Annotated in this window: 17 protein-coding genes; 5 read left to right on the forward strand and 12 right to left on the reverse strand. The window is 53.1% G+C overall.

What is annotated here, in order from left to right; all coding sequences use genetic code 11:
- Positions 1–62 precede the first annotated feature (62 nt).
- Both ACT3RQ_RS01385 and ACT3RQ_RS01390 read right to left on the reverse strand, forming a co-directional pair.
- The gene (locus ACT3RQ_RS01385) at positions 63–1,019 is read right to left on the reverse strand and encodes a C4-dicarboxylate TRAP transporter substrate-binding protein (protein WP_444679811.1); all 957 of its coding nucleotides are present in this window, start codon (positions 1,017–1,019) and stop codon (positions 63–65) included.
- A gap of 93 nt (positions 1,020–1,112) precedes the next feature.
- The gene (locus ACT3RQ_RS01390) at positions 1,113–1,853 is read right to left on the reverse strand and encodes a GntR family transcriptional regulator (RefSeq protein WP_444679812.1); all 741 of its coding nucleotides are present in this window, start codon (positions 1,851–1,853) and stop codon (positions 1,113–1,115) included.
- Positions 1,854–2,187: 334 nt separating this feature from the next.
- Between ACT3RQ_RS01390 and ACT3RQ_RS01395 the strand changes: the two genes are divergently transcribed.
- On the forward strand, positions 2,188–2,337 hold the full coding sequence (locus tag ACT3RQ_RS01395; protein WP_444638752.1) for a hypothetical protein: 150 nt from the start codon (positions 2,188–2,190) through the stop codon (positions 2,335–2,337).
- A gap of 67 nt (positions 2,338–2,404) precedes the next feature.
- Here ACT3RQ_RS01395 and ACT3RQ_RS01400 read toward each other — a convergent pair whose 3' ends face one another.
- The 6 genes from ACT3RQ_RS01400 to ACT3RQ_RS01425 form a co-directional block, all read right to left on the reverse strand.
- The gene (locus tag ACT3RQ_RS01400) at positions 2,405–3,688 is read right to left on the reverse strand and encodes a TRAP transporter large permease (RefSeq protein ID WP_192526273.1); all 1,284 of its coding nucleotides are present in this window, start codon (positions 3,686–3,688) and stop codon (positions 2,405–2,407) included.
- Positions 3,689–3,690: 2 nt separating this feature from the next.
- Entirely contained in the window at positions 3,691–4,272 is a 582-nt protein-coding gene (locus tag ACT3RQ_RS01405) for a TRAP transporter small permease (protein WP_444679813.1), read from the reverse strand.
- Positions 4,273–4,355: 83 nt separating this feature from the next.
- Positions 4,356–5,324 carry a TRAP transporter substrate-binding protein gene (locus ACT3RQ_RS01410; RefSeq protein WP_444679814.1) on the reverse strand — a complete coding sequence of 323 codons (969 nt, stop codon included), beginning with the start codon at positions 5,322–5,324 and terminating at the stop codon, positions 4,356–4,358.
- 68 nt (positions 5,325–5,392) lie between these two features.
- Positions 5,393–6,415, reverse strand: a complete 1,023-nt coding sequence (locus ACT3RQ_RS01415) for a Zn-dependent oxidoreductase (protein WP_444631561.1) — start codon at positions 6,413–6,415, stop codon at positions 5,393–5,395.
- A gap of 30 nt (positions 6,416–6,445) precedes the next feature.
- Positions 6,446–7,657: a D-mannonate dehydratase ManD gene (gene manD, locus ACT3RQ_RS01420; RefSeq protein WP_192526269.1), complete on the reverse strand. Its 1,212-nt coding sequence runs from the start codon at positions 7,655–7,657 to the stop codon at positions 6,446–6,448.
- Positions 7,654–8,400, reverse strand: a complete 747-nt coding sequence (locus tag ACT3RQ_RS01425) for a GntR family transcriptional regulator (RefSeq protein WP_172116231.1) — start codon at positions 8,398–8,400, stop codon at positions 7,654–7,656. Before ACT3RQ_RS01425 ends, manD begins: the two co-directional genes overlap by 4 nt.
- Positions 8,401–8,514: 114 nt before the next feature.
- Between ACT3RQ_RS01425 and ACT3RQ_RS01430 the strand changes: the two genes are divergently transcribed.
- The 4 genes from ACT3RQ_RS01430 to ACT3RQ_RS01445 all read left to right on the forward strand — a co-directional run bounded on the left by ACT3RQ_RS01430 (position 8,515) and on the right by ACT3RQ_RS01445 (position 12,250).
- Positions 8,515–9,690, forward strand: a complete 1,176-nt coding sequence (locus ACT3RQ_RS01430) for an alpha-hydroxy acid oxidase (protein WP_444679815.1) — start codon at positions 8,515–8,517, stop codon at positions 9,688–9,690.
- Between the two features lie 374 nt (positions 9,691–10,064).
- On the forward strand, positions 10,065–10,394 hold the full coding sequence (locus ACT3RQ_RS01435; RefSeq protein WP_192528543.1) for a four-helix bundle copper-binding protein: 330 nt from the start codon (positions 10,065–10,067) through the stop codon (positions 10,392–10,394).
- 267 nt (positions 10,395–10,661) lie between these two features.
- Positions 10,662–11,276, forward strand: coding sequence for a transporter substrate-binding domain-containing protein (locus ACT3RQ_RS01440; protein WP_444638747.1), 615 nt, complete (start codon positions 10,662–10,664; stop codon positions 11,274–11,276).
- Positions 11,273–12,250 (forward strand): cation diffusion facilitator family transporter, encoded by a 978-nt coding sequence (locus tag ACT3RQ_RS01445; RefSeq protein ID WP_444638746.1) that lies wholly within the window; start codon positions 11,273–11,275, stop codon positions 12,248–12,250. The genes ACT3RQ_RS01440 and ACT3RQ_RS01445 overlap by 4 nt, the downstream gene beginning before the upstream one ends.
- A 149-nt stretch (positions 12,251–12,399) precedes the next feature.
- Here ACT3RQ_RS01445 and hmpA read toward each other — a convergent pair whose 3' ends face one another.
- The 4 genes from hmpA to ACT3RQ_RS01465 form a co-directional block, all read right to left on the reverse strand.
- Positions 12,400–13,569, reverse strand: a complete 1,170-nt coding sequence (gene hmpA / locus ACT3RQ_RS01450; RefSeq protein ID WP_444638745.1) for an NO-inducible flavohemoprotein — start codon at positions 13,567–13,569, stop codon at positions 12,400–12,402.
- Positions 13,570–13,776: 207 nt separating this feature from the next.
- Positions 13,777–14,268: a CreA family protein gene (locus ACT3RQ_RS01455; RefSeq protein ID WP_444638744.1), complete on the reverse strand. Its 492-nt coding sequence runs from the start codon at positions 14,266–14,268 to the stop codon at positions 13,777–13,779.
- A gap of 128 nt (positions 14,269–14,396) precedes the next feature.
- A complete protein-coding gene (locus tag ACT3RQ_RS01460) occupies positions 14,397–14,636 on the reverse strand; it encodes a DUF333 domain-containing protein (RefSeq protein ID WP_193056252.1) in 240 nt (79 codons plus the stop codon).
- A gap of 121 nt (positions 14,637–14,757) precedes the next feature.
- Positions 14,758–15,663 (reverse strand): hydroxymethylglutaryl-CoA lyase, encoded by a 906-nt coding sequence (locus tag ACT3RQ_RS01465; RefSeq protein WP_444638743.1) that lies wholly within the window; start codon positions 15,661–15,663, stop codon positions 14,758–14,760.
- Between the last annotated feature and the right edge of the window lie 8 nt (positions 15,664–15,671).

The raw sequence follows: 15,671 nt of genomic DNA on the forward strand, positions 1-15,671 counted from the left end.
GAAAACTGAATTCAGCGGTAAAGCGAAAAAGCGCCCTTACCTTAGCGGCAAGGGCTTTAACGCTACTCTTGACTGAATAGTTGATCGCGATGCTGGTCGTAGCCCAGCTCTTCGTAAACACCGCCCACTCTTTCACGAAATAGCTCCGCGTCGACCTCTGTAAAAGTAACGCCCTCAGACTCCATACGCTCTTGCACGGCGGCCTGAGCTTCGGCTATGGCGATACTTGCCTCATTCCCTGCGCTTAAAAGCTCTTCATCGAGGATAGTGCGTAACTCTTCCGGTAGGGATTGAAACCACTGCTCAGAGGTTGCGATGCCGGTCATTAAATGAATGTGGTTTGTAAGCGCTACATGGGTTATTACCTCATGCAAATTTTGCCCCTCGGCCGCAGTTAGCTGCGCCTCTGCCCCATCAATAGAGCCTAACTGTAGGGCTGAATAAACTTCTGACCAAGGCAGCGGCGTTGCCGTTGCTCCCATCGCTTCGATCGTTTCGACCCATACGGGAGAGTTGATTGTGCGTATGCGTACACCGCTCAAATCTTCTGGCGCGTTGACCTCGCTCTGGGTCAACATTTGGCGAGATCCTTGAAACCAGTTGTAGTTAAGCAGGCGAAGACCACTTTGATCCGCCAGACTTTCTACCCAATCGCTATAAAGCGCTGAGGAGGTGATTTGGTCATAATCTCTATGATCTTCGACGAGATAAGGAGCACTCAAAATACCCAGCTCAGGCTGATATTCGGACAAGCGGCCTGCATCAATCAAAATAGCGATATTGGCGCCGCTGCGAATCTGCTCAACAACATCTTCGTCTGACCCTAGCTGACTATTAGGAAAAATCTGGATAGCCAACTCACCATTAGAGCGCTCTTCTATTTTCTCTTTTGCCGTATCCAATGCCTGGGCAATAGGGTCTTGCGGGCTTAGCGCAATTGATACGTTTAGCTGGTAGTTGGCATATGCAGAGCTACTGGCGAGTACCAACGCTATGGGAAATAATGTTTTAAGCTTCATTTTCATCTCCTTAATCTATCGTTTGTTATTGATGTTGTATTACTGAGTTGTAGACATTAGCTCTACGCCCCGCTTGACTCCATAACGTATGTTTTAACCAACATGGCGCGTTATGGGAGTAGCTGTTTCTTCAAACATGTCGTGAAACCGGTGTTCAAGTTCTGGTAAAGATTGGAGTATTTCGCGTTGGTGAAGTCTCATCGCTTTTGCTGCACCAGGCGCGTCTGCTTCAGCAATGGCGTTTACGATTGATTGATGTTGATCAGCGAGTTTTGCGATAGGCGTGGAATCAGGAATGCTTAGGTAGCGCACTCTATCTAACTGCGCTTTAGCATTTTCGATAACGTTCCACGCCATGGCTTGTCCGGTAGAAAGCGCAAGTCTTCGATGAAACATTTCGTCCAAAATAAAAAAGCGATCATGATCTTGTCTTTCGATACAACTTTTTTGGCGCAAGACAAGTTCATTCAATTCCATTATGTCAGCGGCGGGAAGTTTTGCTTTCGCAGCTTCTAGAACAATTGCCACTTCTACTGCTTCACGTATAAAGCGCGCTTCCAGCACTGCGCGTCGGGAGATCCTGACTACATAGGTACCTCGCTGCGGCCTGACCTCGACAAGTCCTGCTTCCGAAAGCCGAATAAACGTTTCGCGTACCGGTTGACGACTGATTGAGAAAGTACTCGCTACTTCTTTTTCAGACAGCGCTTTGCCCGGTGCCAATACCATTTTGATAATGGACTGGCGAAGGACATGATAAAGACGATAACGAATCGATTCCGTCTCCGGTATATCCTGCCATAGCGCTTGTAGCGTGGTACTCATATCGCTCATTTAAAATACGCCTGAGGTGAGTCGTTAAGCCATCAACTGATATAACTAGTATGGTAGAATGGCAAAAAACGTAAGCCCTGCATTCTATACTTTGGTAGCGCCTTCCAAATCGACCTTAAACCACCTATTGAACTTACACTGCAAGCAACTGAATAATAATGGATTTTATCTTCATTAAACTTTAATTCGATATTCAAAAATCGCCGAATCTACACTAATTTCGAGACTATAGTGGTATGTGGGAATCATGTTATTTACTGAAGCCATGAAGAGAGCGTGCTTTTTTTGTAATTTTCAAAGCGTTTAATGGCCTGCTTAAAGAGCTCAGCGCGCTATGAGCAATAAAAATCACAGCTCATCAGAAAATCAGCCCCTTCTCTCATTAAGCATGCGCTATCGATCAAAGGATTTGCTTGCCACGCCGCAGCAGCGTGGCGCCGATGCAATGATGGTGTTCAAAATAAAAAAGCCTGCCGGGTGCTGAAAAGCACCCGGCAGGCTCGTACACAATATGAGACGGGTTGTCGCTTTAACACATTAAACAGTTAAAGCTAGTTACTCCCCATCAGCAGATTAGGCAGCCAGAGTGAAATAGCCGGCACGTAGGTCACCAGCATCAGTACTGCCAGGTTGCATAGCAGGAAAGGGACAATTGCTCGCGCCACCGAAAGCATGGGCAGCTTGCCGATACCGGCGACGACAAACAGACACACCCCAACCGGCGGCGTGGTCAGGCCAATCATCAGGTTGAGCACGGCAATCACGGCAAAGTGCACTGGGTCGACGCCAACGCCCGTCGCCACCCCCACCAGCGCGGGGAATAGAATGATCAGCGCGGCGATGGTTTCCATAAAGGCGCCGACAAACAGCAGGATCAGGTTGAGAATCAGCAGCACAATCAGCGGGTTTTCACTGATAGAAAGAATCAGCGTGGCGATCATCTGAGGAATCTGCTCGCTGGTCAGAATCCAGCCGAACAGGTTGGCCAGGCCCACCATCAACAGCAGCGCTGACGAGGTCAAAACGGTATCGACCAGAATGCCCGGCAGTTTGCGCCAGGTAAGCCCCTTGTAGACATACATGCCTACCACCAAGGCGTAAAGACTGGCCACAATCGAGGCTTCGGTGGGCGTAAAGAAGCCGCCGATGATGCCGTACAGAATAATCACGGTCATCAACAGCGCCCAGAAGGCTGTTTTCGCTTCGCGCAGAAGCTGCAGGACCGGCACGCGCTTCTCTTTGGGATAGCCGCGACGAACAGCCAGAATGTACACCGTGACCATCATGGCCAAACCCATTAAAAGGCCAGGCACCGCACCAGCCAAAAACATCCGGCCTACGGAGATACCACTTAATGAGCCCGCAATAATCATCGGCACGCTAGGCGGAATAATCGGCCCGATGGTTGACGAGGCGGCCGTCACCGCGGCGGCAAAGGGCTTGTCGTAGCCCGAGCGCGCCATGCCCGGAATCATCACCGAGCCGATACTCGCGGAGTCCGCCACAGCGGTACCGGAAATACCGCCAAAAATCATCGAGCCGCCTACGTTGGCAAGGCCTAGCCCGCCGCGAATATGGCCAAGCAGCGCGTTGGAGAAGCGCACGATATGTTCGGTGATATTGCCCACGTTCATCAGATTACCGGCCAGCACAAAACCTGGAATACACAGTAGAACGAAGGTGTCGATACCCGCATACATACGCTGGGGCACGATAGTGAGCGAAATGCCCTCCAGCAATAGATACGATACAGAGGCGATACCAAGCGCAAACGCGATGGGCATGCCCACCACGAGAAGTATCAGAAAAACACTAAACAGAATAATAACTTCCATGCTTACGACTCCTGTTTACGGGTGGCAGAGGGACGACACATTGCGATAATTCCCTCAAGACACCCCAGCACGCTATAAGCCAGGAGTAGCGCAAAGGTGACTACCGTTGAGAAAAAGATATACAGCATGGGAATACGCAGCGTTGGCGAGGTCTGCCAGGTACCGTTCTGGGCATACTGCCAAGCATAGGGCAGCACCAGAAACGCAAATACCCCAATCATCAAGCAGATCAGCGCCTGAAACGCGGCTTTCACGCGTGGGCCAAGCATATGATGGAACAGCTCGACACTGATATTGCGGTGCTGGCGCATCACCACGCCGACCGAGAGCGCCACCATGTAGATAAACAGATAGCGCGAGAGCTCTTCTGTCCAGGCAATAGAGAACGGCAGAAATAGCCGAGAACTCACCTGCAACAGCACCGTGCCCGCAATAGCGACCAGTGCAAGCACAGCCAGGGTTAGAAAACAGGTATCCACCCAGTCAATCATGCGCCCAATAGGACCTTGCAGCCTGGGTACTACCGACATCGAATCCAAACTCTCCAACGCTTCTTGCTCAAGCGCTTTTTGATCCGAGCTCATAAACGTATCCTCATGGGATAAACCACTCTTGCAGATAGACGATGGGCTGGCACACGGCCAGCCCACCCTCATTACTAACCGACTTACAGGCCTTGAATGGCGTCGAAAATCTCACGCTGTTCAGGGGTCAATGCTTCGAGTACCGCTGGACGGGCCGCTTCAGCAAAGGCATCAACATCCACCTCAATGAACTCCATGCCCCGCTCTTGCAGTGCCTGTTCAAGACGCGTTTGGTCTTCGATAAACAGCTCCGACTCATACGCTTGCATGGTCGCTGCAGCATCACGTACCACCTGCTGAAGATCTTCAGGCATGTTTTCCAACTGGTTACGGCCAATCACAACGTAGATCCAACTGCGCACATGACCGGTCATGTTGACGTAGTCCTGCACCTCGTTGAAGCTGGCGCTTTCGATCAGGCTAAGCGGGTTTTCCTGACCTTCCAGCGTGTTCTGCTGAAGTGCGGTGAACACTTCACTGAACGCCATGGGTGTTGGGCGTGCGCCCATCGCCTGCCAGGTATCCACGAAAAGCGGCACGTTAGGGACGCGCAGGCGTAAGTCGTTTAAGTCCTCTGGCGCGCGGATCGGACGGTTGGACGTCAGCTCGCGGGGGCCACGCTCAAACCAGGCCAAGGGCACCAAGTTGGTACGCTCTGTGATCTGCTCTTCAATCTCGGTGCCGATCTCACCATTAACGGCTGCGTGCAGATGCTCGGAGTCGCGGAAGGCATAAGGCACGGCCATCATGGCCGCCTTGGGCGCCCAGTTTTGCAGGCTCTCGCCGGTAATCGTCATGTCCGCTGTGCCCAGCTGAATGCTGTTGATCACATCCATTTCATTACCCAGCTGCTCGCTGGGGTAAAGGCGAACTTCAATACGACCGTCAGAGTTGGCTTCTACTTCTTCTTTGAACTTCTCGGCCGCCTGGTGCCAGATATTCTGCTCGTTGGCCAAATGGCCAAAGCGTAGCGTGTAGTCGGCGGCCAGCGCGGATTGCGCACTGAGAAGAACCGTTCCAAGTACCGCACTGGTTAATAGCTTCTTGATCATTTTTATCGCTCCTGCACTTTGCATTGTTGGTTGTTAGTGCGCGTGGTTAATGTGAGTGGGCGTGGTCGTTAAGCACTGACTTGAATCAGCACCTTACGGGCTTCTTCAGGACGGTGATCAAGCATATCGATAGCACCCGGCATATCGCTTAGCGGTAACCGATGGCTAACCAGCGCCAACGGGTCCAGCTTGCCACTTGCCATTAACGCTAGCACCTCCGGAAACTTACGATTATTAAGCCGTGAACCGACCAGCGTCAGCTCTTTTTTGATCACTTCAAGCTGCACCAGATCGCTTGGCTGAACGCTGAACCCGAGCAGGCCAATACGGCCCGCGGGCGATGCCAGCCGCAGCATCTGGGGAAGCAACGCCGGCACACATGCAGCGTCGGCAATCAGCGGTACGCCTTCACCCTGGGTTAGAGCCAGCACCTCTTTTTCGACATCCTGCTCACGGCTGTTGAGAACGTGCGTGGCGCCCAGCGCTTTAGCGGCCTCCAGGCGCTCATTGATAACATCGGTGACGATGATCTCTTCAATGCCCAAGGCCCGAGCCATTTGCAGGATCGTCATGCCGATCACGCCTGCGCCCAAAATCAGCAGCCGATCACCGGGATGCGGCTGCATGCGGTCCAGCACGTTGGCGGCAATGGTGTAGGGCTCTACCAGGGCAGCGGCGTCCAGACTGATATGATCCGGCAGCTTGTGAACATTCGCTGCGGGCACCGCCACGAACTCTTCAAAACCGCCGTTACGGTGTACGCCAATGACTTCAAGGGCGCCGCACACGTTGGGGCGGCCAATGCGACAGGGGTAGCAGGTGCCGCAACTAATCACCGGGTCAACGCAGACGCGATCCCCCACCGAAACATCAGCTACGCCCTCGCCAACCGCGTCAATAACGCCCGCAAATTCGTGGCCTGTGATACGTGGAAAGCGCACAAAGGCGTTATCGCCGTGGATAATATGCATGTCCGAACCGCAGATACCGGCAAACGCTACGCGTACCCGTACTTCACCTGCGGCGGCGGTGGGTACTTCAACATCGGCGACCTGGTAGTCATGGGGCGCCTTGACCTGAAATGCTTTCATGGATGCAAAACTCCTTACCCGTTCGTTAGGTCACCAATGCCAAAGAGTGCCGTCTTCCAACCGGTTAACCGGCAGGCTGGCACGCTTATAGGGATATTGCTTGGCAAGCTCTTCGTCGATATCCACGCCATGCCCAGGCGTTTCGCCCACGATAAAGTGGCCATCCTCAAAACGGTAATCGTGAGGAAACACTTCATCAGTCGCGCTGGTATGCGGCATGTACTCCTGAATACCAAAGTTAGGCACCCAGGTATCAAAGTGAATAGCTGACCCCAGGCACACCGGAGAAAGATCGGTCGGCCCGTGGAAACCGGTACGCACGTGGTAAAGACCCGCTAAATCAGCAATACGGCGCACATGAGTGATGCCACCAGCGTGAGTCAACGTGGCACGAATATAGTCGATCCACTGGTTTTCGATCAGCGCTTTGGCGTCATGAATGCTATTGAATACCTCACCTACCGCTAGCGGTGTGGTGGTGTGCTGACGTATAAGGCCAAATGCTTCCTGGTTTTCAGCCGGTACGCAGTCCTCAAGCCAGAAAAGATGATAAGGCTCAACTTCCTTGCCCAAGCGGGCTGCTTCAATGGGCGTTAGGCGGTGGTGAACATCGTGCAGAATATGCAGATCATCACCAAAGCGCTCACGTACAGCGGCAAACAGTTTAGGCACGTGGTTCAAATATTTGCTGGTGCTCCAGACGTGCTCGGCGGGTAAATCGGCATCCGCAGGCTCGTAGGGCTCGCCGTCTTTCTTGGCAACGCCATAAATACTTGCGATACCCGGCACACCGGCCTGCACGCGCACGGCTTTATAGCCTTCGTCTACATGGCGGGCGACTTCTTCAAGGCACGAATCGATATCGCGCCCGGTGGCATGGCCATACACCATCACGCGGTCGCGGCTCTTGCCGCCCAGCAGTTGGTAAAGCGGCATACCCGCGAGTTTCGCTTTGATATCCCAAAGGGCCATGTCGACAGCGGCAATCGCGCTCATGGTAACCGGGCCACGGCGCCAGTAAGCGCCACGATACAAGTAGTGCCAAATGTCTTCGATGCGCTGAGGGTCACGGCCAATCAAGGCCGGGATTACATGCTCATCCAAATAGGCGACCACGGCCATTTCCCGACCGTTTAGCGTGGCATCTCCGATACCGTAGGTCCCCTGGTCGGTGACGATTTTCAAGGTAACGAAATTGCGCCCCGGCGAGGTGACAATGGTATAGGCGTGTTCGATTTTCATGGGGTTGCCTCCTCAATGAGGGATACCGTTTCCTGAGTATCGAACATCTCGGGAAACCGCTGTACTAAATCGGGAAGTGAAACAAAAATTTCACGTAAATGGCGCCGCATGGATTGCTCGGCAAGTGCTACGTCGCGGGCTTCAATCGCCGCCATGATATCGGCGTGCTGTTCAATCAAACGGGCAATCGGTGTGGTGTCAGGAACACTTAAGTAGCGTACACGGTCCAGCTGCGCCCTCACCTCTTCGATAACCTTCCAGGCGGCCTGTTGGCCAACGCCCAGCGACAGCGTTTTGTGAAAACGCTCATCAAGACGGTAGAAACGAATGGTGTCGTGCGGCTCAATACAGCGGCGCTGGCGCTCCAGCAAGTCGTGTAACTCGGTGAGCACTTCGTCGGGAAGCCCTTTGACCGTTGCCTGACGCACTACCGCTACCTCAACCGCCTCACGTACAAAGCGCGCTTCAAGCACTGCTCGCTGAGATATTCTGACCACATAAGTACCACGCTGTGGCCGGACTTCAACGAGCCCTGTTTCAGAAAGACGGATAAAGGCCTCGCGCACCGGCTGACGGCTGACCGAAAAAGCGTCCGCCACCTCTTTTTCAGACAGCGCTCGGCCAGGTTCCAACACCATTTGAATAATCGACTGGCGTAGTACCTGGTAAAGACGCTGACGCACCGACTCGGTCTCCGACGTCTCCTGCCATAGCGCTTGTAGCGTAGTGTTTGTATCACTCATCTGCCGCCGCCTGGGTAAAGGGGCATGACGCCCTTATCTGATACAACTAGTATGGTAGTATGGCGAGATAAACAAAAGCCTAAACGCCCTATACTTTGGTTGAAGGTAACGCACATGAAACGCCAGCTTTACACGGGTTCAAACTATAAGAAATCAATAAACATCAACGACCTTGAACGCATCGCCAAAAAAAGACTGCCGAACTTCGTGTTTGAATATGTGTATGGCGGAAGCGATGACGAACATACGCTGCATCATAATCGCACTGTGTTTGATCAATACCTGTTTGAACCCAGAACAATGACAAAGGTGGGTACGCGGGATTTAAGCACGACACTGTTTGGCCGCTCTTACCAAATGCCAGTAGCCATTGGCCCAACAGGCTTTAACGGTATGCTGACGCGTGATGGCGACCGAAAACTTGCCTGTGCCGCCCGCGATGCGAATATCCCGTTTGTGCTGAGCAATGTCTCTACCACCGCCATGGAAGATATCCAGGCCATTGAAGGCTTGACGGCGTGGATGCAGCTTTACTTCTATCGTGACCGAGCCTTCATAAAATCGCTTATCAAGCGCTGCCAGGACGCCCGTTTTGAAGCCATTGTGATCACTACGGATAGCGCCATTTACGGCAACCGTGAGTGGGACGTGCGCAATTTCCGGCGGCCCATGAAACCCACCTTCGCCAACCTGGCACACATGATGACCAAGCCTCGCTGGATGCTGGATGTGTTGCTGCCCGGCCTACCCACCTTTAAAAACCTGGATGAGCTTCTGCCACCGGAAAAGCGTGGCGCACAAGGCGCATCGCAAATTATCGGCGCGCAGTTGGACCCGTCGCTTAACTGGGAAGACATTGCCTGGTTACGTGAGACGTGGCCGGGCAAGATAATTCTCAAAGGGATTCTGGCGCCGGAAGAAGCCGAGCAGGCCGTAAAACTTGGCGTTGACGGTATCGTGCTTTCCAACCACGGTGGAAGGCAGCTCAATCACTCGCTCTCGCCCATGGATACCCTGGCCGACGTAAAAGCCTGCGTAGGGGAACGCTGCCATGTGTTTGTGGATAGCGGGTTTCGGCGCGGCACCGATATTATAAAAGCACTGGCGTTAGGCGCAGACGCCGTTTGGCTTGGAAGAGCGACGCTTTACGGGCTTGCGGCGGGTGGCCAAGCGGGTGCGGAGCATGCACTGAACCTGCTGAGAGGAGAAGTAGACAGAACATTAGGCCTATTGGGTCACACTAATATTGAGGATTTAACCTCAGCATGCCTGGTCAAACGACCACGTTGAATTACTTAAGCAACCTCTGATTACCTATGAACGCAATTGCGCATGCTCAGCGCTTGCAATTGCGTTTAAAAAACCAGGTTACTGACACAACAACGTTAACGATCCATACATAAAAACCCTCTCTATTACGCTATTGCCTATCTTCTTTCATGCTGCATAAACCAAGCCAGAAACATTAAAAGAAAAAGAGCAACCTGTGCCACAGGGTTTAAAAAATATTAAAGATCCTCTTCACCTACGCAAAACACCCACTTAGATCCTATTATCAAACAATGGCTAGCATCATCAACTACTTATTAAGCGTAAACGCCTTTTCCGGCTATTCTTCAAACTAATTGAGTGTAAAGGCGCATCTTCATAAAGGAGGTACTAACGTGAGTATACCGAAATTTAAAGAGTGCATCGAAGCCTGTAATATATGTGCGGTCTATTGCGATAACTGCGCGGCCTCCTGCCTTCAAGAACCCAACATTGAACACATGGCTGAATGTATTCGGTTAGATATTCAGTGTGCACAAATTTGCCGGTTGGCCGTCTCCTTTATGGCCCAGAATAGCGAATATGCTCAGGATGTCTGCCAGCTGTGTGCGGATATCTGTCAAAAGTGCGGTGATGAATGCGACCAACATGACGCAGAGCACTGCCAAGAGTGCGCCCAAGCATGTCATCTGTGCGCCAGCCTATGTGCATCAATGGTGGCATAAAAAGGCAGCGCTGCTAAACCCAGCCCTTCATTTGGAAAATAGCTGATTACGCCTAATGTATAAAGTGAGCAAGGCTTGAGCGACCCTATGCTCACTTTTTTGTAAGCCTTATTAATGAGCGGTTATCTACATCCCCTTAACGGGAGCGGCTATACGATGCAAAGCAAGGATAGCTTTATATCATGCGTTTTTCGGACCCACATGCTGCTCATTTGTGCAGTTTTCGCTTTGGCAGGTTGCCGTTATCCAGCCAATATTGAACGCCCCATGACAGAGATGCAGGGCGGGGAGCTGAACGTTGGCCTTTCCGAGAACCCGCCTTGGGTCATACATACTGACCAGGGCCCGGCAGGGCTGGAAGTCGACATCATTCGTGCGCTTGCAGAAGATATGGATGCCACCGTTAACTGGCACTGGGATAGCGAAGGAAACCTGTTAGCGGCGCTCTCCCAATACCAGCTTGACCTGGTGGCCGGAGGGCTTACTCAGGATTCAAATGTGAGCGCCCTCGCCACCCCCACCAAGGCCTACTATGAGAGCCGCTATTCAGTCGGGGTACCCAGAAGCACTTCCTTACCCAGCCATCTTGAAGGTGTTGAGGTCGCCCTTCCTGCCGTTAATCATATCGCCCATGCGCTTAAAAAAGAGGGCGCGATTCCCCGCCCCACTTCAGATATTGATGCACTAAACCAAGCGGTTGCCAACCCCTCCTGGTGGCTGCATGCGCACAACTATCAGGTTGGAGAGTGGGAAATCGCCACCGACCAGCATGTTATGGCGCTACCCAAAGGAGAAAATGCCTGGATGCTGGTCGTACAGCGCCATTTAAATAGCTACCCCGGTATTGAACAACGCCTTCAACAGCTGGAGGCTGAACAATGAAAATACGCAAGCTTTATCACCTGCCTCCAGAGAAACAGCAGGATCTCGACTATCTGATCCGCCTTGAATGGTGGAATTTAGCGTTTCGTCTTTCCATTGTAGCGGTACTGGGTTCGGTACTGGGCAGCAGCCAGGCAATGAAAGTCGCATGGCTGGAAGACATGCTTTCGCTCATTCCGCCTATCGCTTTCTTGCTGGCCGTCCGGTTGCGCAATCGCCCGCCTAATAAAACCTACCCTTATGGGTATCAACGCGCCACGATCATTGCCTTTTTATGCACCGCCACTGCACTAAGCGCGATGGGCCTGTTTTTACTAGGAGACTCGTTGCTAAAGCTTGCCCACCAGGAGCACCCCAGTATCGGCGCCATCACGCTGTTTGGTGAGACGGTATGGATGGGCTGGGTGATGGTTGGCGTGCTTATCTACAGTGTCATTCCGCCGGTTATTATCGGGCGCTTACAGACCAAAGCCGCCGCCAAAGTGCATGAAAAAACCGTCTTTGCGGATGGCAAAATGAGCAAAGCTGACTGGATGACCGGGATGGCTGCCATTGTAGGCGTGCTGGGCGTAGGGGCCGGTTTTTGGTGGGCAGACGCAGTTGCTGCGGCCATTATTGCCCTGGATGTTACCAAGGATGGCATTACCAATTTAAAAGAGGCCGTAGGCGACCTGCTTGATCGCCGCCCTCACTTTACGTCTCGCGAAAAGCCGGAGCACATGGAAGAAGCACTTGAGACCGAGCTTTGCGCCATGCCTTGGGTAGCCACCGCCTCGGTACGCTTACGTGAAGAAGGCCCCATCTTCAGCGGCGAGGCCTTTGTCACCCCGCATAGTAATGATGATTTGGCGCAGCATCTGAAAGAAGCCTCTCAACACCTTAATAATTACGACTGGCGCATTTATGAAGTTGTCGTTACCGCATGGCCCAATGAAGAGCACACACCTTCCCCCGCCAATGCCACTCCTTCATAACTGCTTTTTCATGACTCTTTTTTCATAATCCTTTTTTCATAACCCCTGTTCCAGAACCGCTTTGGTCCAGCGGATTAACGATGATCTAAACCCAAGGCCGCCTCTTTCGCATTCACCCACGGCGAAGGAGGCGGTTCGGTGCTCTTCGACTAAGCGATGTCTAACGCCTTCGCCGGGCCGAAGTGTTCGAAGTGGCGGTGTGACTCGGGCACACCCAAGCGAGTCAGGCTTTTATCCACCGCACTCATAAAGCCATGAGGCCCGACAAAGTAACAGCGCTCGCCGGACACGATATGTTTCGCCAAGAGCTCATCACTGATACGCCCCTGGTAGTCACCGCTGTCATCCTGCTCAAATACGGTGACGACGCTTAACTGCTCAGGATACGCGTGCGCCAATTCCTGTAGCGTGGTCGCAAAGGCACGGTGCTCAGCGTCTATCGCGGCATGCAGATAAGCAACCTTACGGCCTTGCTGCAGCGCCTCTTGAGCAATCGGCAGTAAGGGCGTTTGACCGATACCGCCACTCACCAACAACAGGGGCTCATCGCCCGGTACGAGTGTCATTTCACCCGCTGGCGGCAGCAGCTCAATCGTATCGCCTACGTTGAGTTGGTCATGAAAATAGCGGCTGGCAAGCCCGTGAGGTTCACGCTTGATAGACAAGCGATAAGAACGCCCATCCGGCATACCTGACAAGCTGTAATGGCGATGTACCGGCTCGCCATCAATCATAAGCTTCACGCCGATATACTGGCCGGGCGTATAGTTTGCGACTGGGCCGCCATCTTCAGGCACCAGGATGAACGAGCGAATAACGCTACTCTCCTGCTGTATTTTTTCAATACGAAAACGCCGTGTGCTGCGCCAGCCGCCAAGGCGCTGCTCGAACTCCTGGTAACGCTGCTCTTCAAGCTCGATCAACAATTCGGCAAGCTCCTGGTACAACGCCCCCCAGGCATCCGCAACTTCAGGCGTCACCGCATCGCCCAGCACCTCACCGATAGCCTCCATCAGGCACTCCCCAACAATCGGGTACTGGTGCGGCTGAATATCCAGCGAGATATGCTTATTAACCACGGTTTCCATAATGTGGCGCGCCGTTTCAGGATTCTGGCGAACCTGCACATACGCCAGAATGGAACCTGCCAGCGCCCGTGGCTGCCCGCCATTTTGCTGATGCGTCTGATTAAAAAGCGACTTTACCTCAGGATAGCGCTCAAACATTAACGGATAAAAGCGCTGGGTAATCGCATTGAGATGTTCAGCCACAACGGGGGCTGTAGCAGCAATGACCTGTTCTTGTGCCGGAGTGAGCATGGCGGCCTCTTCCCTATAGCTTAAAGATTCATTTTAAATGCACCTTTAAAATATCAGGTTTCAGCAAGCCTTGGCATGAGCTGCGTCAATAAATCGCTCCTCATGGGGAAAAGAAAAACGCCAACAACGCTGATGCCACCTATTGAACACAGAATTTAGGCAATGCACGCCCAGCGCCTTCCCTGCGATTAACAGGGCTACTTTTTATCAGCGCGTACCCGGCGTTAGATCACCGTAATGCACAGCGGTAACCGCATTTTTTGGCGAGCCATCCACCAGCTTTGTGCTATAGGTCAGATACACAAAGGTTTGTGTTTCAGTATCATGCATGCGCACTACGCGCATATTCTTGAAGAGCACCGAGCGGCGCTGGGTGAACACCACCTCTTGCGAATCTATCTCATCGGGATTAAAAACAATCTCGCCCGTTTGCCTGCAGGCCACGCTTGCTTCGCTGGCTTCTTCAGCAAGCCCAATCGCGCCTGAAATCCCACCAATCTGGGAGTAGGAAATATAACAGGAGATACCCTGCACTTTCGGGTCATCGAACCGCTCGACTTCAATGGTATTGTTAGGCCCCAGCATTCTGAACTCGGTGCGCACGCTACCAATATGCGCCTCCTGAGCCAATAACGAGGCAGGAAGCAGAGCAAGTAAACCCGCCAACGATGCACTGGCGATACGGTTAGGCGACAACATGGGCAGTGTCCTTGAGAAGCGACGAGGTAATAAGTAGGCGACGAGCATACCTGAGTGCGCCTATTCAGGGGAGCCGCATTAACCCTAATACCGAAATGGGCCAGCAAAGAGAACGCCCGCCTTGTGTATCAATCGTTTCTCAACCCTTCGGTTCGATACAGCATATTCACTTCAACAACGCGGCCTTCAACTAAATGGCAGTAATCACGTTGAGTACCACCAGATTCACGACTGCGCACTTCCCCACCCTCACGTTCGCAGTACTCAACGGCATAGCGGTGTGCTTCTTGTGCACCATCCGCCGTACCTTGCGTTGAACACCCAGCCAGTGCAATGGCTATCAAAGCCAGCAGGCCATAACGAGCCATTCGCACCTCCCTTTGCGTCAATGTGTTGAACAGCCTTCATTGGCGTCCAAGAACGCCTGCGCCTGGTTCACTATAGTCAATATTCTGGCTTTCCCGGGCCAAAGGAGAACAGCCAAGGCCGTTATACCGCCGCTGCCATCAAGGCGCTGCCCGCGCGTGACCGGTTAGGGGCGTTGATCGCTTGCGTGATCCACTCCCCCGTTCTTGCTAGCGCGTTTAAATTGATGCCTGACGCAATACCCAAACCTTCAAGCATATACACCACATCTTCGCTGGCCACATTGCCAGAAGCCCCTTTGGCATAGGGGCAGCCACCCAAACCGGCGACAGAACTATCAATAACGCTTACGCCCTCTTCCAGCACCGCATAGAGATTAGCAAGTGCTTGGCCGTAGGTATCATGAAAGTGGGCGGCCAGATTATTCACCGGTACTTGGGCGGCAACAGCCCCCAGCATACGCTTGGCTTTGGATGGCGTGCCGGTGCCAATCGTGTCGCCCAGCGACACCTCATAACAGCCCATCTGGTATAGCGCCTTGGCCACCCGCGCCACCTGTAAAGGCTCGATTTCTCCCTCATAAGGGCAGCCAAGCACGCAGGAAACATACCCTCGCACGCGCAGCCCGGCCTGGCGCGCACGGTCGACCACCGGCTCAAAGCGTTCGAGCGACTCGGCAATAGAGCAGTTTATGTTCTTGTGCGAGAAGGCTTCGCTCGCCGCACCAAATACAGCGACCTCTTCAACACCACACTCAATCGCCGCTTCCAGGCCTTTCAGGTTAGGCGTCAAGGCTGAATAGACAACGCCGGGGCGCCGCTCAACACCCTGCATTACTTCCCGGTGATCAGCCATCTGCGGCACCCAGCGAGGCGACACGAAGCTCGCCGCCTCGATATTGGCACAGCCCGCCTCCACCAGGCGCTGGATGAACGCAAGTTTCAGATGAGTCGGCACGCGCGCCTGTTCATTTTGCAAACCGTCGCGCGGGCCGACCTCGACCAGACGCACAGAGGATGGCAGGGTCATGTCTTCTC

Origin of the sequence: Halomonas sp. AOP43-D1-4, from assembly GCF_052446175.1 — a bacterium.
Classification (GTDB): Bacteria; Pseudomonadota; Gammaproteobacteria; order Pseudomonadales; family Halomonadaceae; genus Vreelandella; species Vreelandella citrativorans.